A 26515-nucleotide genomic window follows, 5' to 3' on the forward strand; every position below is an offset into this window, starting at 1 on the left:
ATTATTGTAGGATTAAAACACTTCTACATAGATAATACAACTGATAATAAAACTACGGACATAAAAATATTTTCTCAAATAAAGTTACTGAAAATAAACAGGTTTATAAATAACAGAAAGGAGATAGAGATAAATGGGTACTAAGTACAAAAATATTACAAAAGTATTAGTTATATACCTTATTATAATAATTGTTATACTTCGATGGTTACCAGTTATAACAGCATTACTAAATAACGGCTTTTTGCAGGAAAAAACTTCAATTTCAGATTATTATTATTTTCATTATAGTTTTGAAAACGTTTGGGAAAATAAACAACCGGAGTGGTTATACAATTGTAGTAAACTTCAAGCAGAGGTAAAAGAAAATTACAATACGGATTTACCGCCAAACGCATGTTATTTATACCCACCACATTTTGCTGTATTTTTTTCTTGGTTAGGGTTATTTTCTTTTAATGACGCAGAGTATATTTGGAATTTATTATTAAGCCTTTTATATATTATAGGATTACTATTATTTATAAAATTAATTTTCAAGGAAAAAAATTATAAATTTATTATCTCTTTAGTTGTATTGCTATCACTTTTACACTATCCATTTGTTTTTGATACACTATTGTCGAACAGTAACCGCTTAATCTTTTTTTTAGTTGCAGTTATGATTTATTTACTATATGAAAGAGAAAAAGACTTTTTTGCTGGAATTCCTTTAGGTCTAGCTATTGTCTTCAAAGTAACCCCGGCAATAATATTAGTTTTCTACCTTATAAAAGGAAAAGTCAAATTAGCTATTGGTACTTTTATTTCAATTCTTATCTGTACCTTAATTGTAATCTCGACCATAGGGTGGAGAACTTTATGGAACTTCTCTACAAAAGATTTTTGGAATTTTAACAAGAAACTTGGTCATTTTGGAGTACCATATGATAATTCTATTCAAGGAATAATTTCAACTTATGTTCCAGATGCACCAAGTAATATTCTTTTCTTTATATATTTCTTTATATTCTTTTTATTATATATATATTTATTACAACGAAGCAATCACCAAAAATTTGAAATTGGGATAATTGTTATAAGTCCACTGATTTTTTCTCCTCATTTAGAGGTTCATCATCTTATACTATCTATGTTCCCGCTAATAATTATTGTCCATTATTTATGGCGGAATTATAAATTTAAGGGTGTATTTAAATTTTTAATAGTAATACTTTGTACACTCTCGTTTTTGATTTTTACATTTTTGGATTTCGGAAACTCCAAAGGAGAATATTTTGTTGGACTAATGCTTATTTTCCTTTCATTAATATTAATTAATAAAAAACAAAATCTTAATTCTGCCAAAAGAATTGAATATTACTATGATTTAAAGACACTTAAGCCTAAGTTAAGATCAACTGTTCTGGCTGACAAAACCATCAATTATAATGGCTATAAATCGTGAGTAGAGACTAAATTTTCATTATACATAGAGTCTTTGAGAGGCATGTCCAAGACAGCATGCTCTAACTTGTATAATGTTAGTTTTCAATTGTTTGAAAAGATACTTCCCTGAATTGAGAAGTGTTTTAATATTAAATACTTTGTTTCATTATTTATATTGTTGTTTTAGAGGTGAATAATTGAACTAGGAACAGTCGCTATGTTGAATTAGACTCTTTAAGGGGATTGGCGGCACTTTCTGTACTATTTAGTCACTTTATGCTTTCTTTTAATTATTATTTTAGCAATACTAAAAGTATTTTTTGGTTAAGTCTTTATAAATACTTTTTCGTGGAATAAGGACCTTTAAGTTGAAAATCATCCAAATGGCCAAAGGACTCCCTTCTCATGGACACTTTTAAGTACATCTGCCATGATTCCTAGAATAGGTACAGCTTCAGGCAATGCTTCGTCGACTGAGATTCTGAGCTTGGTACCTTAGAATCTCTCGCTAATTAATCTTATATAATAAAGGAGGTGGTTCTTTGAATGTCCGAGTGGCGCTAATATATTACAGAGATGTCACATTTTTATGTCTATATTCATCCAGGAAAAGATTATACAGATAAAAAGGTAATAAATTTACATACAAAATTGCTATAGCTAATACTTTTCAAAAAATAATAAATATCCTACAGGGCTGAAAATCAAGTGTACCTAAGTTTTAGCCCTTCTTTTTTTAAAATTTATCGTTAATCATCCCAAAAACCCCGCCAGTCCGCAAATCCTTCAAGATTGTTCACCATTTATCCATTTCAATTGGAGGAATTTACCCATATCCTATAAATGAGACCACTATGAAAGCGGGTTCCTTCGATGAATAGAGAGATACGTTTACAGTTAATATCCGAACTGATCACTGAACAAGAGGTGAAAACCCAGGAGGAGTTGCAGCAATTACTTTTTGAAAGCGGTTTAAGTGTGACACAGGCGACGATATCAAGGGATATCCGAACCTTGCAGTTGATCAAGGTGCCTTCCAAGGATGGTACGCCTAAATATAGCTTTAAAGTAGATCAGGACCACTTAAATTCCGAAAAGCTGCGCCACAAGTTCAGAGATGCGCTGGTTAGCATGGAAGTCATTAATTATTTCATTATCATCAAAACATTGCCGGGCCATGCCCATTCTTTCGGTGTGCTCCTAGATTCAATGGAGCTTGCCGGCAAGGCTGGGACTGTCTGCGGAAATGATACCTGCCTGATTATCTGCCGCTCTCCCCGCGACTCGGTAAAGCTTAAGCAGCAGCTTGAGTTATTGCAAAAATAATGATTCACACCGAAAGGAGGTGCCAACATGCTCAACTCCAACGTGATTCATATGGATGCGCTTTATGATTTAAACCAGTTTGATATCTTAAAAGGCTTGCAAACTAAAACACTGCAAAAATATTTGAAGCACTTTTATTTTCGCAGCTACAAGAAAAATCAGCGTTTATTTACCCAGGGCGATCCCCGAGATAAAATCTACTTTTTGATGGACGGGTACGTGATGTATGAGCGGAGCAGCGAAGATGGCAGCATGCTTTATCTTGATTTTATTAAGAAAAATCAGATGTTTCCGTATGGCGGCTTGTTTCAGGATAAAGCCTACCAGGACACTGCGATTGTCGTGACCGATGTGTATCTTTACTTTATGGAGACGCATGTGCTGGAGAATTTGATTAAAACACACCCGAAACTTTTATTCCACGTTATTGCCAAGCTGTCTGATATTTTAATTCTTCATCAAAAGCGGGTGCAAAAAATCCTTGTTCCAAACGCTCAAGACCGTGTTATGCATACGCTACAATTTTTAATGGAGGATCTTGGGGTTCAGAACGGCAACGAAATCGTTATTCCCTGCCCGCTTACTGCCGCCAATATCGCCAAAATATCGGGGACAACCAGAGAAACTGTCAGTCTATTAATGAACCAATTAAAACGAGAGCAAGTCATCTCCGTTGATTGCAAGAAAATCCTCTTTCATCAACCTGAATACTTCAAGTAATGGTCGGCATTCAGTGCTGGTCTTTTTTTATGTCCATTTTTCAGAAAATTAGAACTTCAGTTGTGAACTATATTTGTCATTCAGTCGATATGCATGAAATCCCCCTTGACAATATCGAAATGTATAAGATTTTGCATAAACATGCATGGGATTTTAAGGGGCACGACAAAAAAACGTAAGGATTTTAACAGTTGGGGTGTTAGAACGGTTACAAAGGCATGTGGCTGTTATCGCTTACAATGAAGGTGTAGAAAGGATAGTTTAAATGAAAACTCGCCGATTGGCGAGTCCGTTAGGACGAAGACAGAGGCGTAGTTGAATTTATGCGTTCAGAATTTATGGAATAAATTCTGATTAGCTAAATAAAGGAGGAAGAAAAATGAGCAGTATCCTGGAACTGACTACTCAGAGGAATACGCAGAATCAATTGAAGCATCCGATCCATGTGACATCAGAAATTGGTACCCTTCGAACAGTTTTACTAAAACGCCCTGGCAAAGAAGTCGAGAATCTCACACCTGAATATCTACAGCAGTTATTGTTCGACGATATTCCCTATTTGCCAATCATACAGAGAGAGCATGATTATTTTGCCGAGACATTAAAAAATAGAGGCATAGAAGTCCTATACCTCGAAAAATTGGTTGTTGAAACCCTGAGTAATCCAGAGATAAAAAAACAATTCATAGATGATATTTTACGAGAAAGCAAGGCGAATGTCAACGGGGCTTCAAGCGTATTGAGAGATTATTTGCATTCGTTCACGACTGCTGACATGGTGGACAAAGTGATGTCAGGAATTTTGAAAAAAGAAATCGAGCCGAGCAAGAAATCGCACTTATACGAGTTAATGGAGGATCACTATCCATTCTATCTCGACCCAATGCCAAACCTATATTTCACCCGCGACCCAGCAGCAAGCATCGGCAACGGATTGTCAATAAACAAAATGCGCGAACCGGCACGACGCCGCGAATCATTGTTCATGCAATACATTATTAAATACCATCCACGCTTCGCGGGCCATGACATTCCAGTCTGGCTGGACCGTGACTTCGGCTTCTCGATTGAGGGCGGCGACGAATTGGTACTAAGTGATGAAGTCATTGCCATCGGGGTTTCAGCCCGGACTTCCGCGAGAGCGATTGAAAAATTGGCGTTGAATTTGTTCAAAAAGCAGTCGAACTTTAAAAAGGTTGTCGCTGTGGAAATTCCAAAATGCCGAGCGTTTATGCATCTTGACACTGTGTTTACCATGGTGGATTACGACAAGTTTACGATTCACCCGGAAATTCAAGGTCCGACCGGTAATATGAATGTCTACATTCTTGAAAAAGGTCCGGATGAGGAACATGTCAACATTACCCATCGCACCAACCTCCAGGAAGCGTTAAAAGAAGTGTTAAATCTTGACGAGCTTGTGCTCATCCCTTGCGGCGGCGGCGATGAAATTGCGGCATCCCGCGAGCAATGGAATGATGGCTCCAATACGTTGGCCATTGCACCAGGCGTAGTCGTCACTTACGACCGAAACTACATTTCCAATGAGTTATTGCGCTCATACGGCATTGAAGTGCTTGAAATTGCCAGCTCGGAATTGTCCCGCGGTCGTGGGGGCCCACGCTGCATGAGCATGCCGATTGTGCGTGAGGATCTTCGCAAGTAATGGAAGCGGCCGGTTCGATGCCGGCCGGGAATAAAATTTCCAATAAAAAAACCAACCTAAAGGAGTAGATTCAAATGTTAGCAGTTGCACCTAATTTATATGGAAAAAGCTTTCTTCGCGAAATGGATTTTTCTAAAGAAGAGTTCTTATATTTCATCGATTTGGCCATGAAACTGAAGGATGAGAAGAAGCACGGCATTCCACACCGCTATTTGGCCGGCAAGAACATCGCTTTGCTTTTTGAAAAACCATCTACCCGCACTCGCTGCGCCTTCACTGTAGCTTGCATCGACCTTGGCGCTCATCCTGAATATTTAGGAAAAGATGACATCCAGTTGGGCAAAAAGGAATCTATTGAAGACACCGCCAAGGTTCTAGGCCGCATGTTTGACGGCATCGAGTTCCGTGGCTTTGAGCACAAAAAAGTGGATATGCTAGCTGAGCATTCCGGCGTACCAGTATGGAACGGGTTGACTGACCAATGGCATCCAACCCAAACACTTGCTGACTTTTTAACAGTAAAAGAAAACTTCGGCCGCTTAGAAGGAATCAAGTTCGTCTATGCAGGCGACGGCCGCAACAACGTGGCCAACAGCTTGCTTGTCGGCGGCGCACTTATTGGTATGGATGTTCGGATCGTCACTCCTGAGTCGCTGTTCCCGGATGCTGAAATCGTCGCGATTGCTGAAAAATTTGCTGCTGAATCCGGCGGCCGCGTTACCATCACCAGCAATGTCGACGAAGGTGTTGCCGATGCAGACGTGATCTACACAGACGTATGGGTATCCATGGGTGAAGAAGACAAGTTCGCCGAAAGAATCGCGCTTCTTTCTCCATACCAAGTCAACATGGAAATGGTTAGGAAGACCGGCAACGAAAAAATGATATTCTTGCACTGCCTGCCAGCCTTCCATGACCTTGAAACAAGCTACGGCCGCGCTATCCATGAAAAGCATGGCCTGCCTGAAATGGAAGTAACCGACGAAGTTTTCCGCAGCCAGCACTCCAAAGTGTTTGACCAGGCTGAAAACAGAATGCACACCATCAAGGCAGTAATGGCTGCTACTTTGGGTAAACTAGAATAGTGGAGTTTTTTAGAGGAGATGGAGATTTGCTCCTCTCCTCTTTCTTGGGTGGTTGGCGAGGACGGTTAATGTCGGATGGGGTTCTGTTACTGTCGGATGGGGTTCCGTTACTGTCGGATGAGCTTGCTTTACTGTCAGATAGAATCCCGTTAATGTCGTATAAGCTTGTCTTACTATCAGATATGGTAATTTTACTCTTGGATGAGAGTGCGTTTCTCTCGAATAACCCGAATTTACTCTCGAATGAGTAAACTTTACTCTCTATATTAGAGGTTTACTTGCGGATATGCGATTCCAACTTGCAGATAAGCCACCCTAATTTGCGGATACGCACGCCCAACTTGCGGATAAGCTATTACTACTTGCGTTTTAAGAAAAAACCTTCAAAAAGGAGGGATCCTTGGAGCATGCCAACAAATAATATCTCCGAATCTTTCATTCCGGAGCTTCGAAAAATTGAAAGTGACTTCCATCAGGCGTTGATGGAGCTGGTGGAAATTCCAAGTGTAATCAACGAGGGCGAGGACGGATTCCCATTTGGCCGTGATATCGACCGTGCGCTAAGAAAGACTCTTGAAATCTGCGAGGAGCTTGGATTTAGAACCTACTGCGATCCGAAAGGCTATTACGGCTATGCCGAGATTGGTGCTGGCGAAGAGATGATTGGCGTTCTCGGTCATCTGGACGTTGTACCTGCCGGAAAACTAGATGAATGGGTTGAGTCTTCTCCCTTTCAGCCAGCTATCAAAGACGGAAAAATGTACGGGCGCGGCACCCAGGATGACAAAGGTCCGACACTAGCCGCTTTATTTGCGGTAAAAGCGTTAATGAATCTTGGGGTTATTTTTAAAAAGAGGGTTCGGTTTATCTTCGGCACTGACGAAGAAACACTGTGGCGCTGCATGAATAGCTATTGTGAAATCGAGGAAATTCCTTCAATGGGCTTTACCCCGGATTCTGTTTTCCCGCTCGTGTACGCTGAAAAAGGTTTACTGCAGATCACACTTGAAGGCCGCAGCGAAACCGATTTAAGGATCACTGGTGGTCATGCATTTAACGCGGTGCCTGACACAGCCCGATACGGTGGACCAAGGTTTGCGGAATTACAAAATGCATTAGATGAACTAGGGTTTGGCTATGAAACAAATGATCTTCAAATTGCTGTTCTAGGGAAATCTGTTCACGCCCAAGTGACGGAAAAAGGCATTAATGCGATAAACCGCCTGCTCATTGCCCTAAAACAAATCGGCTACACCTCGAAAACGATTGAGTTTATCAATGATTTGGTCAAGGAAGATCCGTTTGCAACGGCGATTTTTGGAGAATGTGAAGATGAGGCTTCCGGAAAGTTGAAGTTCAATGTTGGAAAAATGGAGTTAAACGAGGAAGTTGAAAGATTGTCGATTGACATTCGCATCCCGGTGACAGCGGATAAAGAAGATATCGTCACGAAGCTTTCGGCAGTGGCAGCAGGCTACGGCCTGGAATATAAGGAATTCGATTACCTGAAATCCATCTACATTCCAAAGGATCATTTTTTAATCAAGACGTTAATGGGTGTTTACCAAGAGGTTACCGGTGACATGGAATCACAACCGATTTCCTCAGGCGGGGCCACATATGCCCGGGCGATGGATAATTTTGTCGCATTCGGCGCAGTGTTCCCGAACCAAACGAAAACAGAGCATCAGCCAGATGAGCACATTGAACTGGAAGAAATGTTTAAAGCGATGTTGATTTATGCAAAAGCAATTTATCAATTAACACGATAGGCTTGCATTCTGGCGGAGTGACGACCGCGCTCCGCGAGATACAATTCCATCTAAATGGAGGAATTCCAAATGAAAAAGTTTAAAATGCCTACCGCTTATACGTTATTATTCCTGATTATTGTTGTGATTGCTGCGTTAACCTGGGTAATCCCGGGAGGAAAATATGATACAAAGGTCGATAAAGCGACGGAAACGGAAATTCCAGTTTCCGGGACATACCAGCAACTGCCAAGTGCTGACCAAACACCTCAAGGTTTGTGGGAAGTCCTGAATGCTCCAATTAACGGATTTTTCGATGCAAAAGATATCGCCTTGTTCGTTCTGGTCATTGGCGGATTCCTTGGCGTTGTCATGAAAACCGGGGCGATTGATGCCGGAGTCACGAGGGTTATTCGAAAATTGAAGGGCCGAGAGCAATGGCTAATTCCGATTTTGATGACCCTGTTCGCAATTGGCGGTTCCACCTACGGGATGGCCGAAGAAACGATTGCTTTTTATCCGATCCTGATTCCTGTCCTGATTGCAGCAGGTTATGACGCCATGACCGCCGTAACGATTATTGCGATTGGTGCAGGTGTGGGATGTTTGGGGTCGACAGTTAACCCGTTTGCGACCGGGATTGCTTCTGGATTTGCCGGTGTTTCCATCGGTGATGGCATGCTGCTTCGCCTCATAATCTTGGTTGTTACCTTAATTATCTCCATCCTGTTCGTCATGCGTTATGCGAAAAAGGTAAAAGATGACCCGTCCAAATCGATTATTGCCAATATGAAAGAGGATAACGAAAAGCATTTCTTAAATCAAAAAAATGAAGACATTGAATTCACAGGCAAACGCAAAGCAGTTCTCACCGTATTCGGTCTAACCTTTGTCATCATGATCCTCGGTGTTATTCCATGGGCCTACAAATTTAATATTACTATTTTTGAAGATTTGGTAACTGCTTTAGGCAAAATCCCGTTCATCGGAAAATTGCTTGGCGGCATGATTCCGCTTGGCGACTGGTGGTTTGGCGAGTTAACAATGCTGTTTTTGACCGCCTCCATCATCATCGCCTTCATTTACAAAATGGGGGAAGAGGATTTTACGGGTACTTTCATCAATGGCGCGCGCGACTTGCTTGGTGTAGCCATTATCATCGGAATTTCCCGCGGCATCACGGTTGTCATGGATGCTGGCGGTATGACCGCAACTGTACTGCATTGGGGCGAAGGCATGCTGGATAATATAGGTTCCGTAATGTTTACGAACCTGTCGTACTTATTCTACTTGCCGCTTTCCTTCCTGGTTCCATCTACTTCAGGACTTGCAACGTTGTCAATGCCGATTATGGCTCCATTGGCCGACTTCGCTGGTGTTGGCCGTGACATCATGATTACCGCTTACCAAAGCGCATCGGGGATCGTCAACTTGATTACACCAACAAGTGCAGTTATCATGGGCGCGTTGGCAATTGCCCGCATCCCATATAGCACCTATCTGAAGCATGTTTGGAAATTAGTATTGGTGCTATCCATTGTGGTTATGGTGCTGATGAGTGTTGCTACGATTATGGCTTAAGAGATTACTAGAGCGGTGCGGGTTCGTTATCCCGCACCCTTGACAGAGAGGCGGATAAATTATGAAAAAACAAAAAGTGGTTGTTGCCTTAGGCGGCAACGCGATTCAATCAGGTGATGCTTCCGCGGCGGCACAGCAGCAGGCGCTTGAAACTACAGCCCGTCAATTGGCTGATTTTATTGAACAAGGAATCGATATCATTATTTCGCACGGCAATGGGCCTCAGGTGGGTAATATTTTGTTGCAGCAGGCAGCCGCCGATTCCGTGAAAAATCCAGCAATGCCGCTTGATACGTGCGGCGCGATGAGCCAGGGAATGATCGGCTACTGGATGCAGAACGCGATGGATAAAGTGCTGCGGGAACGGGGAATTGTAAAAAATATAGTAACGGTTGTGACTCGTGTAGTGGTTGATGCTGTTGACCCAGCGTTTGAAAATCCAACCAAGCCGATTGGACCTTTTTACAGTGAAGAGGAAGCTGGGAGGATCATGGAGGAAACCGGGTTCAAGTTCAAAGAAGATGCCTGCCGTGGCTGGAGACGGGTGGTCGCATCACCAAAACCGGTTAGCATTTTGGAACACGAGGTAATCAACTCGCTTGTCGAGGCTGGAAATATCGTGATTTCCGTTGGCGGCGGCGGAATCCCTGTCGTTGAAACGGAAGCAGGTATCGTCGGTGTCGAAGCAGTCATCGACAAAGATTTTGCTTCGGAGAAATTGGCTGAGTTGGTGAACGCTGATGCATTGGTGATTCTAACCGGTGTTGAGAATGTTTGCATTGATTTTAACAAACCAACCATGAAAAAATTAACGGATGTCAGCATTCCAGAATTGAATGGTTATATTGCAGAAGGCCACTTTGCACCTGGCAGCATGCTTCCTAAGGTTGAGGCAGCCATACAATTCGCTCAAACCAGCCCGGCGCGCAGGACGATTATCACCTCATTGGATCACGCAGTAGCGGCAGTTGAAGGCAAAGCGGGTACAGTGGTTTCCTTACTGGGTGCACCGGTTCTGGCTTAGATTGTTAAAAGCAAAATTACTTTTTTTAGAAAAAACCCCTCTTCGGATGATGGTTCATTCGGAGTGGGGGTTTTCGTTTTTGGGTTTATTGACGACACTTTTCTTCATTTCCTTGCCAAAACTGTTGTCAATTATCTCTATTGACGACACTTTCCTTCGTTTTTTCCCCAGAACTGTTGCCAATGAGCACTATTGACGACACTTTCCTTCGTTTTTTCCCCAGAACTGTTGCCAATAAGCCCTATTGACAACACTTTCCTTTGTTTTTTCACCAGAACTGTTGCCAATAGCCATTCATTTTTACTAAAAATCCTTGTAACCTGTCTTTGGCCCTCGGTAAGAGCGCACTTTCCTGCTTTTCATAGAAAAAAAGCATCTTTCCAACGAAGGCAAGCCGTGGAGAAACCCAATGTACAATCAGTGCCGCACCCATTCCATAAACAGCTGCAACCAGGATATCTACCGGATAATGAACCCCCACCCAAATTCGCGACAGACCAACCGCTATGGCCAGCAGCAGCCACAACCAGCCTTCTCTTTTCCTCACCAACCAAATCGAAAAACTAATCGAAAAAAACAAAATGGTATGATCGCTTGGAAAGGAATTGTCAATTTCATGGGCCACAAGCTGTTTTACATCCGCCAGAACCGCAAAAGGCTGATTATGGGAGTATATCAGACCGGAGACCTTTCCAAGCACCTCCGCAACCACAAAAGCAAGCATTCCATTCAATACCATCAGCCGATTTTCCCGCAGCCTCGTAAACCAATAAAACGCCAGCCCCAAACATAAAACATACAGCGTATATTCTGCCAACAAGATGACAGCTGGATTTAAAAACCCATACTCTTTCCCTAAATTATTTATCATCCGGAAAATATCTATATTTAACTGCGACACGAAACATTACCTCCCTGGAGCCGCCTGATTCCACGGAATAGCAGCCTTTTCTTTTTTAATAAAAGGCTGTATCGCACCAATTATTGCTAATGTTGAAATAACAACCACCAAGTTCACGGCTGTTTTCCAAATTGGCACAGCCACAAACATTAGCCGTTGCGAGCTGAACAGTTCATGGGCAAAGTTCGGCGCGAATGGGATGACCAGCAATACTAATGAAATGAACCCCAAAAGAACGGTCTGGAATGCTACCTGGTACCATCGTGCAGGCTTTAATGTCCGTTTGCCTTGATCAAGGCAAACAATCCATCTCACAAGTACAAAAACATTGACGGCCAACAACAAATATAGAAGGATCTTTGCCGAATAACCATTCCAAGATTGTTCAAGGTTCTCACTAAAATCGTAAAGAATCGCTGGTAGCATTGAATGCATACTGTCCCCTTTATTGCTCAACCCAATAATCACAAGGTCATTTTCCGTATTCCGAAAAATATTGGAGCTAAAGCCATCGATAAATCCCGGATGATACATCGACTTTCCCTCTTCGACGATATACATGCCATAGCCGTAAGCCTGGTTCGGCATGAGCGTCTCATTTGTGTGCGACTGGAACATATCTTGTTTACTTTTTTCAGACAAAATCTTATCCCCCGCCAAAGCCCGGTCCCACAAAAACAAATCCCCTAAAGTCGAGGAGATTGCTCCGCCGGCATAGGCGAATGACGGGTGAATAAACGGCGCCTTCTCAAAATCTTCATTTAGATACCCAACTGCCCTTTCAGGCTGCTTGTCAGCATCAAAGCCAAATGCAGATTGCTTCATTCCTGCCGGTTTGAAAATATGCTCATTCAGGTAATTCTCATAGCTCTGGCCGCTTACTTTTTCAATAATCCCGCCCAGCAGGTTGTAGCCTGTATTGTTGTATTGGAACTTCTTACCCGGCTGACTTTTCACAGATGCGACCCTAATCTTTTCTAAAAGCTGGTCTACTGTAAACTCTTTCCCGTAATCAGCTTCTTCATATAAACCCAAATACTCCGGCAGCCCCGCTTGGTGGGTCAATAATTGCTGGATTGTAATATTTTCACTGTTTGGATAGTCAGGAAAGTAGTGATCCAGTGTATCACTCACCCGCAGCTTCCCTTGTTCCTGCAGCTGCAGGATGGCGGCAGCAGTAAATTGTTTAGTAATCGAGCCAACCAGAAATGCGGTGTCCTCGGTATTTTTTACTCCGTTTTCCTTGTCCTGATAGCCGTAGCCTTTTTCAAAAATAATTTCTCCTTGATAACCGACCAACACCGATCCGTTGAACTTCTGCTCGGTCAGGTACTGATCGAGTTCCTTTACGTTTGCCTTGATATTCGGTTGTAACGGCCATTGGAAAAATCCCGTGACACCGATATTGACGATTAACAGCAGTGCCAGGATTGTGATCGTTAGAGTTTTTTTCATTGGTATTCCTCCATCCATTTTCATCTGCCCTAACTATATCGAGTAAAAGTCACACATTGTTAGTTACTCGAATAATCAAAACGGTCATCAAAAAAAATAAAAGCCGGCTGGTTAGGCCGACTTTTGTTTACATTTATTTACTTGGTTCTAATTCATAGTACGCATAGCCATTGTGTTCGACTAGGTCGCCTTCAAATCCGGAAAGTGTATATTGATATTTCATCCCAAGCCCTTCGATTATTTTTACGGAAGGGACATTTTCGGGATGGACGGTTGCGACAATCTTGGGAAGTTCTATCGTGTTGAAGCCATAGGCAACTACTGCCTGGGCAGCCTCTTTCGCATACCCTTTTCCTTGGTATTTCTTCTTTAGGCTATAATAAACCTCAATCCGATCGAGATAGACATCGTGAGGGCCGAGGCCGCATATTCCAATGAACTCCCCTGTTTCCTTAAGAAACATGCCTAAATTGAACTTATAAATCTTCTCTTTTGTATTCTTGGCGTTACAGTTCTTTGACCAGCGAATCAAGCTTTCAATCTCTTCGATTTTGTTGTAGGGCCCATCCGGCATATACTTAAAATGGTTTTCCTCGTTGACCATCTCAAAGATCGCCTGCGCATCTTCCTCATGATAAGGGCGAATCACAAGGCGTTCCGTTTCAATTTTCGAGTTTACAAACATGCTTCATCACAACCTTCTTTTTTAAAAAATAGCAAGAATTAGTCACACCTGTATAGTGACTGTGGTCATTACTTTGATTTAAATTTATTTACTGCATCCACCCTGTCGCGGACATCTAGTTTGGCGTAAATTCTCGAGACATAATTTTTAACCGTGCCTTCGGTCAAGAATAATTTTTCCGAGATTTCCCGGTTGTTCAGGCCGTTGGCGATGCATTGAAGAATCTGCGATTCACGGTCAGACAGTCCGAATTTATTCCCAACGGGTTCGTCCTTCCGTTCGCTTGGTAGGTTCATCAATAATTGTTTTGCCAGGCTTTGGTTGATCAGGGTCTCACCCCGGGATACGAGGCGGATGCTTGACGCTAAGTCTTTCGGGTGGATGGCCTTAAGTAAATAACCTTCCGCACCGTGACTCAATGCCGTTTTCACAAACTCAACCTCTTGGAATGTTGTCAGGATGATAATTTGTATGTGCGGCCAGCGCTGCTTGATTGCTTTAGTGGCGTCAATTCCATCCATCACCGGCATGTTGATGTCCATTAAAATCACGTCTGGCTGCTGCCTTTCGCAAATTCCCACTGCTTCCTGCCCGTTCCCTGCCATGCCGATCAAATTAAAATCCTCTTCCATTGCCAACACAATATTTAGGCTCTCGCGAATTAACTCCTGGTCATCCACGAGCAACAGTTTTATTTTTTTCAATTTCCCCAACCCCTTTTAGTGGAATCATGCAAATTACCGTTGTTCCCAGATTTTCTTCCGATTGTATTATCAAGCTTCCGTTGACCTGCGACAATCGGTCCTTCATGGTTTGCAGTCCAAACCCTTGCTTCAAATTGCTGCTGCCTTTCCCGTTATCCTGAATCGTTAATTTTAGCTCACCGTCTTTAAAAACAAGCTGGATATCAATTTTCGAGGCTTCGCCGTGCCGTTTAGCATTCGTCAGCGACTCCTGCAAGCAACGGTTCAGAATTAAGCTTACTGATTTAGATAATTCCTGCTCGTGGCCGAAAGTCTGTATAGTGACTTCCGTATTAGTATAATCCGAAAATTCGAGAGCAATTTTTTCAAGTTTACTAGAAAGCGAGAGCTGTTCATCATCGATGGCGATGTTATGGATTTGCTCTCGCAGCTGGTTGAGTCCCCCAGTGGTGACTTCGCGCAAAACGGCCAGCCTCTCCTTCGCTTTTTCCGGAGCAAGGTCAATTAAGTAGGAGACTGCATCCATCCCAACAATGACTGAGGTAAACGTGTGGCCAATGGTGTCGTGCAATTCTCCGGCCATCCGGTTGCGCTCGGCCTCAAGCGTCAGTTCCTCCACTTTACGGGTGTATTGCTCCAATGCTTTGTTCTGTGCCTCGATTAAAGCGGTTTTTTGCAGGTTTTCTTCCAATAACAGCTTCATTTTCCGCTGAGTGTTTAACATATTGTTGAAGATATAGCCAAATGCGAATAACACCGCAAGGGCAAAGAAATAAGTCGCAATACTCATGAACCTTGGCTCAATATTGTAAATAGAAATAGTTAAAAACGATAATACGATGAAACTAAAGATATGGGTATTTTTTCGGCCTAAATAACCAAGGATGAGTGCCGGCATAAATAGCAGGGAAACCCCTACTGCCGTTCCGACATAAAAAATAAAATAGATGTGAAACAAGCCGACCAAGGTTAATTCTGTAATTGCATATATAACATCATTTATGTAGCCCGGACGCCAAAACAGGTGTGGTGCGAGAATGCATATAGTAAACCAGAGGAAAAACAGTCCATACGACATTCCCATTTCCTCAGGATGTTGGATGAAATAAGCAACGCCGGTAAGGTAATAAATAAACCTTACGACTGCAAGCAACGTATCAACCCAGATCCAGCTTCGGTTTGTGGCCATAGGTCTTCATTCCTATCATTCGTTCTTTAACTTCATGATAGCAACAACCATGATGTTTTGTCTAAAATTTTCCAAAAGTCATTTAGAAACAAGTTCCTGCAGTTCGCGCCAAGGCCGAATTTTTCGAGATTCAGTTCCTGTAGCAGCCCCTTAAATTTTCTGATTGCATCATCAGTGGTCGTGAAAATTCGGTAAAAAAGTGGTTAATTTCTCTTTCAAATTCTGCACTCCTTACTTTTCATCCAAAAAGCCATTATTGACGTGGCATTGTTTTTAACTGATTTAGCATAACAAATCCTTTTTGAAACAAAATAAGGTTGGCTGTGTCCAATTTTACGAAGGAGGAGATTTGGAATGATGCAAAATCAGCAGGGGCAAATGCACCAAAATATGCATACTGGGGCTGTGCCACCGCAAATGAATCATGGCGGGCATGAAATGTTTGATGTGCATGAAGTTTTGTCAAGCTCAATTGAGACCATGAATCACTATACGATGTACCAACAGCATGTCAAGGATCCGGAGCTGCGGGATATCTTAAATCGCCAATACCAATTTATGCAGCAAGAATACAATATCACGCTGGAGTGCTTTAAATCCGGTCAGGACCCATCCATGCCGACTCAAAGCTACAAAATGAATCAGGATAATGATTTCATATATGGCATGAAGCCATCCCAGCCGAAGAAGCCAATGCAGAATATGATGGAGATTTCCGATGAATTCATTGCCAGCGCAATGCTCGGGGCTTGTAAAGCAGGTGCGTCTCAAAAAACTATGGCCGCCTTGGAAACGACCAATCCGGTTGTCCGCCGTGTCTTGGCCGATTCCGTGCCAAACTGCATCGAAATGGGTTATGAGCTATCCCTTTACATGAATAAGCACCATTATTACCAGGTGCCACAGCTGGCCCAACAAGATGCGATGTCGATGTTGAATGCCTATGCGCCGGCTACAGGCTTGCCGGATGCCACGAATATGAATGCTGGAATGGGCAACATGAATATGAATGCGGGCATGGGGAATATGAACATGAACAATATGAATAACATGAAACATTAAGAGGGAAATTTAAAAGCTATCCGACGTGGATGGCTTTTTTTAAAAATAAAAAAGACCAGCCACTAGGACTGATCTTGTATCCACCTATGTATGGTGGAGACGGTGGGACGTGCACTTCCATGCTTTCGTCATGGCACTGACTATATCTTAGACCTGCATTGTAACAGGCCTTCCGGCGTCTTATGCGAAACGTAAATTTGCCTTATAGGCGAAATTTCGCATCCTAGTACTACCACATTTGGTGGCAGCCTATAAGTCGATACACGGCTGTTGGATTGCTCCACATACCGCTCGGCATTGCCGTATCGCTTTTACAAGCGACTTAGGTTTCACCGATAAAGCCGGATTTTCACTTATGTGTTACCACATAAGGCGACTAATTACTAATCGAACCCACGTCCAAAGATATCGGCACTTAAGCATCTACGAGTGTAGTCGATATATTGGCGATTCGCCGAGCCTTATGCCTATCGACAGGCGTCCGGTCAGCTAGCCTGGTTGTTCTCTTCCTTCGTCCTCAGGCGGTGGACTCCGGCGTAGCCTACTAAGAGTGAGTCCGCTACCCTACCACATAGGCGATGGAGGGGCGAACAGCTATGCAGTTATTAAGCTGCGAAAGCTAAGTTGTTGTTAGTTTTGCCAGTTATGGCTTTGACGTTTTAACGAGGCCGATCCCCTCGACTCGCAACCTAAGCTCGAACTACCCCTGTCGAATCCGTAGCGTCCCCATTATAAAAATGTGCTGTTATTTACAGCAACGACGTTAGGATACTGGCAAGTTTGTTTGAGCCAAAGATTGTGTCGCATTTTAGCGACAAACTTATTATAACATACTGAGCGCATTTTTCAATTGTAATTATTTGTAAGGCGTGCGAGCTGGAGCTTTTTTGGCGGCTCCAACCTATAGCTTTTGTCGCTCGCGGAAGGCACGTTCGATATCACGCTTCGCTTCTTTTTCTTTCAAGGTATGGCGCTTGTCATAATTCTTTTTACCTTTCGCCAAGCCGATTAACACCTTGCAAAAACCATTTTTCAAATAAAGCTTTAACGGAATGAGCGCGTACCCTGCCTCTTTCACTTCACCATATAGTTTATTAATTTCTTTTTTATGAAGCAAAAGCTTGCGTGTTCTTAGCGGATCGTGGTTGTAGCGGTTTCCTTGTTCGTATGGGCTAATGTGCATCCCGAACAGAACAGCTTCGCCATCTTGGATTCTGACATATGAATCCTTCAGGTTGACCTTGCCAGCACGGATTGATTTGATTTCTGTTCCTTGGAGGACGATTCCGGCCTCGTACGTTTCCTCAATAAAATAATCATGGGTTGCCTTTTTGTTTTGGGCGACAACTTTCCCTTCACCTTTTGGCATATTTTTCACCTCGTTTACCAGTTAATTTTAACAGAATGGGTATGGGGTGTACAATTAGGAAAGTAGAATATGTGTCTTTAAAGGTCTATTAGACAGTTTCACTATAACAAGGATAATTTTGTCTTTTGGAAGCCTCCTATTAGACACTTTCACACCTACCAAGGCCTATTTTGTCTTTTAGAAGCCTTCTATTAGACACTTTCACATTCATCAAGCACATTTTGTCTTTTAGAAGCCTCCTATTAGACACTTTCACATTCATCAAGCACATTTTGTCTTTTAGAAGCCTCCTATTAGACACTTTCACACTCATCAAGCACATTTTGTCTTTTAGAAGCCTACTATTAGACACTTTCGCACTGTTCAAGCCCATTTTGTCTTTTACAAACAACAAGGGAAGGCCTGACAACCAGGCCCTCCTCTAAAAAACCCTATTTGTTTCTCCGTTTCCGGCTTTTTGACTTTGGAACATTATCGTAAAATTTGCGTTTCTTTTTCGACTTGCCAGCGCCGCCTTGGCCGCCACCGCTGCCGCCAGACTCTGACTTGCGGCCGCCTTGACCGCCAGCACCAGCACCACCGCCGCGGGCACCTTCTTTGCCCCGACGCGGCTTGTTCGTGTCGCTGCTTGTCCTAAATATCTTCGGTCGATCTGGAACCTCCCGGCGCCGGGTGCCCTTCATGCCGACGATTTCAAAATCAATTGAGCGCTCGTCTTTGTTAACTTTGACGACACGAACCGTAATTTCATCGCCAATTCGAAATACATTGCCGGTGCGTTCGCCAATCATTGCATAATGTCTGTCGTCGAAACGGTAATAATCATCGGTCATGTAGCTGACATGAACAAGGCCTTCAATCGTATTCGGCAGCTCGACAAACATCCCGAAATTGGTAACGGAGCTGATAATGCCGTCATACTCCTCGCCAATCTTGTCCTCCATATATTCCGCTTTTTTCAGTTCATCGGTTTCGCGCTCGGCATCAACCGCCCGGCGCTCCATTTTTGAAGCATGTTGGGCAATCTCCGGCAACTGTGCATCCCATTTGGCCCGTGTCGCCTCATCTAGCTTGCCCTCAACGATATAGGTACGAATCAAGCGGTGTACAATCGTATCGGGATAGCGGCGAATCGGTGATGTGAAATGCGTGTAAAACTGCGTCGATAACCCGAAGTGGCCGAGGCTTTCCGGGTAGTACTTCGCCTGCTGCATCGAGCGGAGCATGACCGTGGAAACAACCATCTCCTCCGGCTTCCCCTGAACCTCTTCAATGATCGCCTGCAGCGCACGGGGGTGGACATCGTTAGCCGTCCCGCGCACTAGGTAGCCAAAGTTCGTAATAAACTCGAAAAACTTCCGCAGCTTGTCTTCTTTCGGATCCTCATGAATCCGGTAAATAAACGGAACATCCAACCAGTGGAAATGTTCGGCTACTGTTTCGTTAGCCGCCAGCATGAACTCTTCAATCAGCCGCTCGGCTACCGAACGATCGCGCAACACAACATCGGTCGGGTGCCCTTCTTCGTCAACCAATACCTTTGATTCTTTGAAATCAAAGTCGATAGCACCGCGTGTCATCCGCTTTTTCCGAAGAATCGCGGCCAGTTCCTCCATCGCCTCGAACATTGGAACCAGCGGCTCATAACGGGCCCTGACAGCCTCGTCTTTTTCAACAAGAATCAGATTAACATCGTGGTACGTCATTCGTTCCGTTGTTTTGATGACACTTTGAAAAATTTCATGCGAAACGACATGGCCTTCCGAATCGATTTCCATCTCACACGACAAGGTCAATCGGTCGACCTTCGGGTTCAATGAACAGATGCCGTTCGACAATCGGTGGGGGATCATTGGAATCACCCGGTCCACTAAATAGACACTCGTAGCCCGGTCCGCTGCTTCCACGTCGATTGGCGTGCCTTCTTTTACATAATAGCTGACGTCGGCGATATGGACACCAAGCTTATAATTGCCGTTTTCCAAGCGAGTTACGGTTACGGCATCATCAAGGTCTTTGGCGTCGGCTCCGTCAATCGTAACGATCGTTTCACCACGAAGGTCGCGGCGGTTGGTCAGCTCGCTTTCATCAATGGTGTCAGGCACCTCATTTGCCTGTTGCAGCACCTCTTCCGGGAACTCCATCGGCAACCCGTGCTTATGTATGACAGAAAGGATATCGACACCCGGGTCATTTTTATGCCCGAGAATCGTGACGACTTCGCCCTCGGCACTTTTGCGGCCCTCTGGATAGGAGGTTAACTTAACGACAACTTTATGTCCCTCAACTGCTCCCTTGGCTGCGGCCTTTGGAATAAAGATGTCGCTGGTAAATTTTTTATCATCGGGAAGGACAAAGCCAAAGCTCTTGCTTTCGACATAAGTTCCGACAATTTGCTGGATGCCCCGTTCGAGTATCCTGACAATGCTGCCTTCACGGCGCTGTCCAGAAGTTTCAGACGAGATTCGCACTAAAACAGTATCACCATGCATCGCTGTGTTTGTTTCGGTTGGCGGGATAAAAATATCATCCATACCAGGCTCATCCGGGATGACAAACGCAAATCCCTTGGCATGGCCAGTCAGTTTGCCGCGAATCAAGTTCATTTTTTGCGGCAGACCGTAGCGGTTGGCACGGGTTCGGACAACCAGCCCTTTTTCTTCCATCTGCACGAGCGCTTTGACAAACTCTTTAAAATCGGCAGAATCCTGGATCCCAAACGCCTCTTCAAGTTCCTGAACCGTCAGTGGTTTATAAGCCTCGTCTTTCATATATTGTAAAAGCTTATCAATATGCTTTTGAATGTTTTCTTCCATTTATATATCCCTCCTCTTGGTCCTTCCACCGGTTTCATGGAAGGACTCTGTGTTTAAACGCGCCAGTCTAAGCTTTCAAGAAAAGCATAGACGTCCTCATGGAGCTGCTCCTTTTCTTTGTCCAGCGTAATGACATGGCCTGACTCTTCATACCATTTAATTTGCTTTTTTGGCGATTCAATATTCTCATAGATGATATTGGCGCTCTCCGTGTTGATCATGTTGTCGTGCCGGGCCTGGACGACAAAGGTCGGCGCATAAATCAGATCGACATGATCCCGGACGTCAGCGATTAACGCCTGGAGTGCTTTTAGCGTATTCATCGTTGTTTTTTTAAACTCTTCCATTTCTGATTCTACTTGCTCGTCACTTTTCCCTTCCCGCTTTTTGAATTCACGGGCATACTCGAGAACTCCCTCGTACATCACTTCTTCGCTTTTAATATGCATCGGGGCGCACATCGGCACAATGCCCTTTATAGGTACATTGTATCCCAATTTCAGGGAAAATACGCCGCCAAGTGAAAGTCCAGCAACGGCAATTTCCTCATGGCCGCGTTTTTTCAAAAATTCATAGCCGTTCATCACATCCTGCCACCAATCTTCAGGGCCGGTATGGACCAGTTCTTCCGGGGGCACGCCATGGCCCTTATAATGCGGCGCATGGCACGTATAGCCCTTCTTCTCTAAAAATCGTCCCAGCATCCGGACATCGGAAGAATTCCCAGTGAAGCCATGAAGCAGCAGAACCGCCCGTGGGCCCCCTTCGAACGTAAATGGTTTTGGCAATGCAATTTTCATACAAAAATCTCCTTCTAGTACCAGTTTGTCACTATTATTTAGTTTAAGCAAACAGGGTATGAACATTCCATTAAAAAGACTCGCGGGCATGGTTGGTTGCAAATAAAAGTCGAAATATCGCAAATAAAAGTAGGAAATTCGTAAATAGAAACTCAAAATGCCAAAAAAAAATTTTCCGATGCAAAAAACCCGGCTTTTGCGGCCGGGTTTTTATTTTTAATATTAAATTTTAAAGTAAGTAACTGCAAGGGTAAGTAGGAAGAATAGTACTGATAATACCACGGTGATGCGGTGCAGAATCAAATCAATTCCTCTTGCTTTTTGCTTGCCGAATAGGGTTTCTGCCCCACCGGAAATGGCACCGGATAGACCAGCGCTTTTACCTGATTGAAGTAAGACAACAACAATAAGTCCGATACTTACGATGACTAATAGTGTAACTAAAAATGCATGCATGAATGGCCACCTCCTGAAAACGTACTGCACAGTATTTTAAATTTACCATATTCTTTGCCTTTTCACAACAAAAGTTCTGTGACAGCTTTTGGGAATATGGCTGTAGACTGTCTATTTTTCAAGCTTAATATTAAAATTTTGTTCGATGAATTCCTTTTCTTCATTAATTGACGCGAGTCCCGTGGCTTTGCCAATCGTGCCGCCCTGAAGATTCCAGATCGCGTTATGGTCATCGTCAGCATGGGAAAAATCCCCGTCAGCCCAGCGGTTCAAAATGTTGATGTAAAGCTGGGAATTTTTATATTTGGACTTATTTTGTGTGACTACGCTTAATAACCTGTCCACACGCTGAGGGGTTAAGGGTATCGCGCCCCACTTCTTTTTGGCGGTTACTTTCTGGTGGGACATTTTATGAAGCGCCGCCATGACCTCCGTCTCTTGCATATCAGCTGGGAACTCTTCCTCCGCCTGTTCGCTGGTTGCGTCCTGCACTTGAAGGACCGGTTCGCCTTCTTTCGTTTTTTCTTCCTTCACTACAACAGAAGTCTTTTGAAATGGCAAAGACTCAGTGGAGTAAAAATAATAAAATCCAATCGCCAGCACCGCAAAAAGGATGATCAACATTTGGGTTTTTGATAAACGTTTCAAATATTTCCTCATTCCTCTTCTCCAGTCATTCTTTGTTTGTCATAGGTTGTTACTTATACTTAATTAAACAAAGACGGGCTGATTCCCTGCTTTTAATGGAAAAAATAAAACCCCCTGCTCGCAGGAGGTTTATTTTTCAAACATTACTTCTTTAAGTTGTAGAAAGATTTAATGCCATTGTATTGTGCAGTTTCACCTAATTGGTCTTCAATACGAAGCAATTGGTTGTACTTTGCAACACGGTCTGTACGAGATGGAGCACCAGTCTTGATTTGGCCAGCGTTTGTCGCAACAGCGATGTCAGCGATGGTTGCATCTTCTGTTTCACCGGAACGGTGGGAAATTACCGCAGTGTAGCCAGCGCGCTTCGCCATTTCGATTGCATCAAAAGTTTCAGTCAGGGTACCGATTTGGTTTACCTTGATCAGGATCGAGTTGCCAATGCCTTTTTCGATTCCTTCAGCAAGCTTTTTCGTGTTTGTAACAAATAAATCGTCACCCACTAATTGAACTTTCTTGCCAAGACGCTCTGTTAATAGCTTGTGGCCTTCCCAGTCGTTTTCATCCAAACCATCTTCAATTGAGATGATAGGGTATTTGTTAGCAAGCTCTTCGTACCAATCAACCATTTCTGCAGATGTTTTAACCACACCTTCACCAGCAAGATGGTATTTGCCATCTTCTTTGTTGTAGAACTCGGAAGATGCTGCGTCCATTGCCAGCATAACTTCTTCACCTGGCTTGTAGCCAGCTTTTTCGATTGCTTCCACAATCGTTTGTAGTGCTTCTTCGTTAGATCCAAGGTTTGGAGCAAAACCGCCTTCATCGCCGACAGCTGTATTAAGACCTTTACCTTTAAGAACTGATTTTAAAGTATGGAAAATTTCTGCACCCATACGAAGCGCTTCTTTAAAGTTTGGAGCGCCTACTGGCATGATCATGAATTCTTGAATGTCGACGTTGTTATCAGCATGCTCGCCGCCGTTGACGATGTTCATCATTGGCACTGGAAGTTGCTTGGAATTGAAGCCGCCAAGGTATTGATATAATGGAATGTCAAGGTAGTTCGCCGCAGCATGAGCAACCGCCATGGAAACACCAAGAATCGCGTTTGCGCCTAATTTACCTTTGTTATCTGTACCGTCAAGCTCAATAAGGGCTTTATCGACAGACACTTGGTCAAGTACGCTATACTCTTCGCCAACAAGCATTGGTGCGATAATTTCGTTAACATTGTCAACCGCTTTTTGCACACCTTTGCCAAGGTAACGGCCTTTGTCGCCGTCGCGAAGCTCAACTGCTTCGTATTCACCAGTGGAAGCACCGCTTGGGACAAGCGCGCGTCCGAAGGCACCGGATTCAGTAAAAACTTCAACTTCAACAGTAGGATTTCCGCGGGAATCTAATACTTCACGAGCATAAACATCAGCAATATATGGCATTTTAATATTCTCTCCTTTTATTTTAAAAAATTATTTAATTAACGATTTTCCGGTCATTTCAGACGGCTGGTCTACCTTCAATAAATCCAGCATGGTTGGCGCCAAATCGCCAAGAATGCCGCCGTCACGGAGGTCAACACCTTGTTTGGTTACAATAACCGGCACAGGATTGGTAGTGTGCGCCGTCATCGGATTGCCTTCAAGGGTCACAACTTCATCGGCGTTGCCATGGTCAGCGGTGATAATCGCTGTCCCGCCTTTTTGCAGGATGAGGTCGACAATTTTTCCTAAACATTCATCAACTGTCTCGATGGCTTTAACTGTCGGTTCAAGCATGCCTGAGTGACCAACCATATCCGGGTTGGCAAAGTTTAAGAGTATCGCATCAAATTTGTCCGCTTCGATTTCCTTTAACAAGGCATCGGTCACTTCATAAGCGCTCATTTCCGGCTTAAGGTCGTAAGTCGGCACTTTTGGCGAGTTGATTAGGATTCGCTCCTCGCCAGGGAATTTATCCTCACGACCGCCGCTCATAAAGAAGGTGACGTGCGGATATTTTTCCGTTTCGGCAATCCGCAGCTGTTTTAAATTGTTTTGCGACAGCACTTCACCAAGCGTGTTGTCCAAGTTGGTCGGCTTGAAAGCAACATAACCGTCAACAGATTCACTGAAGTGGGTTAAGCAAACAAAATGTAAATGCTTTGGATGCTTCGGTCCACGGTCAAACGAGCGGAAATCCTCGTTCGTAAACGTGTTAGAAATTTGAATCGCCCGGTCAGGACGGAAGTTATAGAAAATTACCGCATCATTATCCTGAATCGTTGCAACCGGCTTTCCGTCTTCCCTAGTAATGACAGACGGAATCACGAATTCATCAAAGATTCCGTGAGAGTATGAATCCTCGACAAGCTCCAATGGATTGGTATAGGTCGGGCCTTCGCCGTATACCATTGAACGATACGATTTTTCGACACGCTCCCAGCGCTTATCACGATCCATCGAGTAATAGCGGCCGGAAATCGTCGCAAATTCGCCAACGCCATACTCTTTCATTTTGTCCAGGGTTTGCTGAATATATGTTGGCGCCGTTTTCGGGCCAACATCACGGCCGTCAAGGAAGGCGTGAATATATACTTTTTCTAAACCTTCTTCTTTAGCCAGCTTCAGCAGGGCGAACATATGATTAATATGGCTGTGAACCCCGCCATCGGATAGCAAACCAAACAAATGCAGGGCAGTTCCGTGCTTTTTCGCGTGCTTCATGGCGTCGAGGAAGGTTTCATTTTTCACAAACTCACCTTCACGAATCGCAATGTTGACACGAGTAAGGCTTTGGTAGACAATCCGGCCGGCACCGATATTTAAGTGGCCAACTTCAGAGTTCCCCATTTGTCCTTCTGGCAGACCCACTGCCTCACCACTTGCCGTCAGGTGGGAGTGCGGGTATGTGTCCCAGTAGCGGTCAAAGTTTGGCTTTTTCGCATGGTAAACGGCATTACCTTTATGCTCATCCCGGCAGCCGAAACCGTCCAGGATAATTAAAGCTACAGGAGCTTTACTCATATTTTCCACCTTCTAGTAATTGTAAGAATGATTGTGGCTCCAAGCTTGCGCCGCCGACTAGGGCGCCGTCAATATCCGGCTGGGCCATGTATTCTTTAATATTTTCCGGCTTTACGCTGCCGCCATACTGAATTCTGATAGTTTCAGCTGTTTCTTGTGAAAATTGTTGTCCTACCACTTGGCGGATATGGGCGCAAACTTCGTTGGCATCTTGTGCTGTAGAAGATTTGCCGGTGCCGATTGCCCAGATTGGTTCATAGGCAATCACGGTTTGTTTTACTTGATCTTCCGTTAAGCCAGATAACGCTTTTTGGATTTGAGAACCAACAAGCTTCATTGTTTCTCCGTTTTCACGTTGTTCTAACGTTTCACCGCAGCAAACGATTGGGGTTAGGTTATGATTGAATGCTGCTAGAACTTTTTTGTTTACAGACTCGTCTGTTTCATTAAACATTTCACGGCGCTCAGAGTGGCCGATGATAACGTATTGTACGCCAAGATCAGCTAGTGCCACCGGGCTGATTTCACCGGTAAACGCACCTTTTTCTTCAAAATGCATGTTTTGCGCGCCAATTTTTACTTCAGTGCCTTGAACTGTGTCCACTAAGCTTTGTAAAAATAACGCAGGGGCGCAAATGACAGATTCCATCTTGTCTGCCGCTGGCACTTGCCCCTTCACTTCTTGGGCAAAGCTTTTTGCTTCGGAAAGTGTCTTATGCATTTTCCAGTTACCGGCAATAATCGGTTTACGCATGCTGAAACATCCTTTCTAAAAAGCGGATTTGTAGATATCTGCTTAGAATTGTAGATATATTTGAAAAATTGTAGATATCCTTCAAAAAAT

Annotated in this window: 23 protein-coding genes and 1 other RNA gene; 10 read left to right on the forward strand and 14 right to left on the reverse strand. The window is 43.7% G+C overall.

The window, feature by feature from the left end:
* Positions 1-133: 133 nt before the first annotated feature.
* From AR334_RS17895 to arcC, 9 genes are all read left to right on the forward strand, one after another.
* Complete coding sequence (locus AR334_RS17895) at positions 134-1447, forward strand: glycosyltransferase family 87 protein (RefSeq protein ID WP_066314448.1); 1314 nt, start codon at positions 134-136, stop codon at positions 1445-1447.
* 854 nt (positions 1448-2301) lie between these two features.
* A complete protein-coding gene (locus AR334_RS17900) occupies positions 2302-2754 on the forward strand; it encodes an arginine repressor (protein WP_066314450.1) in 453 nt (150 codons plus the stop codon).
* A gap of 27 nt (positions 2755-2781) precedes the next feature.
* Positions 2782-3474, forward strand: coding sequence for a Crp/Fnr family transcriptional regulator (locus tag AR334_RS17905; RefSeq protein WP_066314454.1), 693 nt, complete (start codon positions 2782-2784; stop codon positions 3472-3474).
* A 427-nt stretch (positions 3475-3901) separates the two neighbouring features.
* Positions 3902-5140, forward strand: a complete 1239-nt coding sequence (gene arcA, locus AR334_RS17910; RefSeq protein WP_066315375.1) for an arginine deiminase — start codon at positions 3902-3904, stop codon at positions 5138-5140.
* A 74-nt stretch (positions 5141-5214) separates the two neighbouring features.
* Complete coding sequence (argF, locus tag AR334_RS17915; RefSeq protein WP_066314457.1) at positions 5215-6225, forward strand: ornithine carbamoyltransferase; 1011 nt, start codon at positions 5215-5217, stop codon at positions 6223-6225.
* A 68-nt stretch (positions 6226-6293) separates the two neighbouring features.
* Positions 6294-6476 (forward strand): hypothetical protein, encoded by a 183-nt coding sequence (locus tag AR334_RS17920; protein WP_172799241.1) that lies wholly within the window; start codon positions 6294-6296, stop codon positions 6474-6476.
* 156 nt (positions 6477-6632) lie between these two features.
* A complete protein-coding gene (locus tag AR334_RS17925; RefSeq protein WP_066314465.1) occupies positions 6633-7997 on the forward strand; it encodes a M20 family metallopeptidase in 1365 nt (454 codons plus the stop codon).
* Between the two features lie 69 nt (positions 7998-8066).
* On the forward strand, positions 8067-9557 hold the full coding sequence (locus tag AR334_RS17930) for a YfcC family protein (RefSeq protein WP_066314468.1): 1491 nt from the start codon (positions 8067-8069) through the stop codon (positions 9555-9557).
* 61 nt (positions 9558-9618) lie between these two features.
* Positions 9619-10581 (forward strand): carbamate kinase, encoded by a 963-nt coding sequence (gene arcC, locus AR334_RS17935; protein ID WP_066314472.1) that lies wholly within the window; start codon positions 9619-9621, stop codon positions 10579-10581.
* Between the two features lie 268 nt (positions 10582-10849).
* On the opposite strand, the gene AR334_RS17940 is transcribed toward arcC, so the two are convergent.
* The 5 genes from AR334_RS17940 to AR334_RS17960 form a co-directional block, all read right to left on the reverse strand.
* Entirely contained in the window at positions 10850-11452 is a 603-nt protein-coding gene (locus AR334_RS17940; protein WP_066315377.1) for an undecaprenyl-diphosphatase, read from the reverse strand.
* Positions 11453-11488: 36 nt separating this feature from the next.
* Positions 11489-12937 (reverse strand): serine hydrolase, encoded by a 1449-nt coding sequence (locus tag AR334_RS17945; RefSeq protein WP_066314473.1) that lies wholly within the window; start codon positions 12935-12937, stop codon positions 11489-11491.
* Between the two features lie 133 nt (positions 12938-13070).
* Positions 13071-13622 carry a GNAT family N-acetyltransferase gene (locus tag AR334_RS17950; RefSeq protein ID WP_066314474.1) on the reverse strand — a complete coding sequence of 184 codons (552 nt, stop codon included), beginning with the start codon at positions 13620-13622 and terminating at the stop codon, positions 13071-13073.
* A gap of 68 nt (positions 13623-13690) precedes the next feature.
* Entirely contained in the window at positions 13691-14326 is a 636-nt protein-coding gene (locus tag AR334_RS17955) for a response regulator transcription factor (RefSeq protein WP_066314476.1), read from the reverse strand.
* A complete protein-coding gene (locus AR334_RS17960; RefSeq protein ID WP_066314478.1) occupies positions 14295-15515 on the reverse strand; it encodes a sensor histidine kinase in 1221 nt (406 codons plus the stop codon). Before AR334_RS17960 ends, AR334_RS17955 begins: the two co-directional genes overlap by 32 nt.
* A 357-nt stretch (positions 15516-15872) precedes the next feature.
* Here AR334_RS17960 and AR334_RS17965 point away from each other — a divergent pair, with 357 nt between their 5' ends.
* Complete coding sequence (locus tag AR334_RS17965) at positions 15873-16577, forward strand: spore coat protein (RefSeq protein ID WP_082693020.1); 705 nt, start codon at positions 15873-15875, stop codon at positions 16575-16577.
* Positions 16578-16961: 384 nt separating this feature from the next.
* Here the strand turns inward: AR334_RS17965 and ssrA are convergent.
* The 9 genes from ssrA to tpiA form a co-directional block, all read right to left on the reverse strand.
* Positions 16962-17297, reverse strand: a transfer-messenger RNA (tmRNA) gene (gene ssrA / locus AR334_RS17970).
* A gap of 181 nt (positions 17298-17478) precedes the next feature.
* A complete protein-coding gene (gene smpB / locus AR334_RS17975; protein WP_066314480.1) occupies positions 17479-17946 on the reverse strand; it encodes an SsrA-binding protein SmpB in 468 nt (155 codons plus the stop codon).
* A gap of 431 nt (positions 17947-18377) precedes the next feature.
* Positions 18378-20762, reverse strand: a complete 2385-nt coding sequence (rnr, locus tag AR334_RS17985; protein ID WP_066314485.1) for a ribonuclease R — start codon at positions 20760-20762, stop codon at positions 18378-18380.
* Between the two features lie 53 nt (positions 20763-20815).
* Positions 20816-21562 carry a carboxylesterase gene (locus AR334_RS17990; RefSeq protein WP_066314487.1) on the reverse strand — a complete coding sequence of 249 codons (747 nt, stop codon included), beginning with the start codon at positions 21560-21562 and terminating at the stop codon, positions 20816-20818.
* Between the two features lie 222 nt (positions 21563-21784).
* Positions 21785-22018, reverse strand: coding sequence for a preprotein translocase subunit SecG (gene secG / locus AR334_RS17995; protein ID WP_066314488.1), 234 nt, complete (start codon positions 22016-22018; stop codon positions 21785-21787).
* 111 nt (positions 22019-22129) lie between these two features.
* Positions 22130-22678: a DUF6241 domain-containing protein gene (locus AR334_RS18000; RefSeq protein WP_066314493.1), complete on the reverse strand. Its 549-nt coding sequence runs from the start codon at positions 22676-22678 to the stop codon at positions 22130-22132.
* A gap of 131 nt (positions 22679-22809) precedes the next feature.
* Positions 22810-24108 carry a phosphopyruvate hydratase gene (gene eno / locus AR334_RS18005; RefSeq protein ID WP_066314495.1) on the reverse strand — a complete coding sequence of 433 codons (1299 nt, stop codon included), beginning with the start codon at positions 24106-24108 and terminating at the stop codon, positions 22810-22812.
* 30 nt (positions 24109-24138) lie between these two features.
* The gene (gene gpmI, locus AR334_RS18010; protein ID WP_066314497.1) at positions 24139-25671 is read right to left on the reverse strand and encodes a 2,3-bisphosphoglycerate-independent phosphoglycerate mutase; all 1533 of its coding nucleotides are present in this window, start codon (positions 25669-25671) and stop codon (positions 24139-24141) included.
* On the reverse strand, positions 25664-26425 hold the full coding sequence (gene tpiA / locus AR334_RS18015) for a triose-phosphate isomerase (protein WP_066314500.1): 762 nt from the start codon (positions 26423-26425) through the stop codon (positions 25664-25666). The genes gpmI and tpiA overlap by 8 nt, the downstream gene beginning before the upstream one ends.
* Between the last annotated feature and the right edge of the window lie 90 nt (positions 26426-26515).

The sequence above is a fragment of the Bacillus sp. FJAT-29814 genome (assembly GCF_001510715.1).
In the GTDB taxonomy this organism is placed as follows: Bacteria; Bacillota; Bacilli; order Bacillales; family Cytobacillaceae; genus Neobacillus.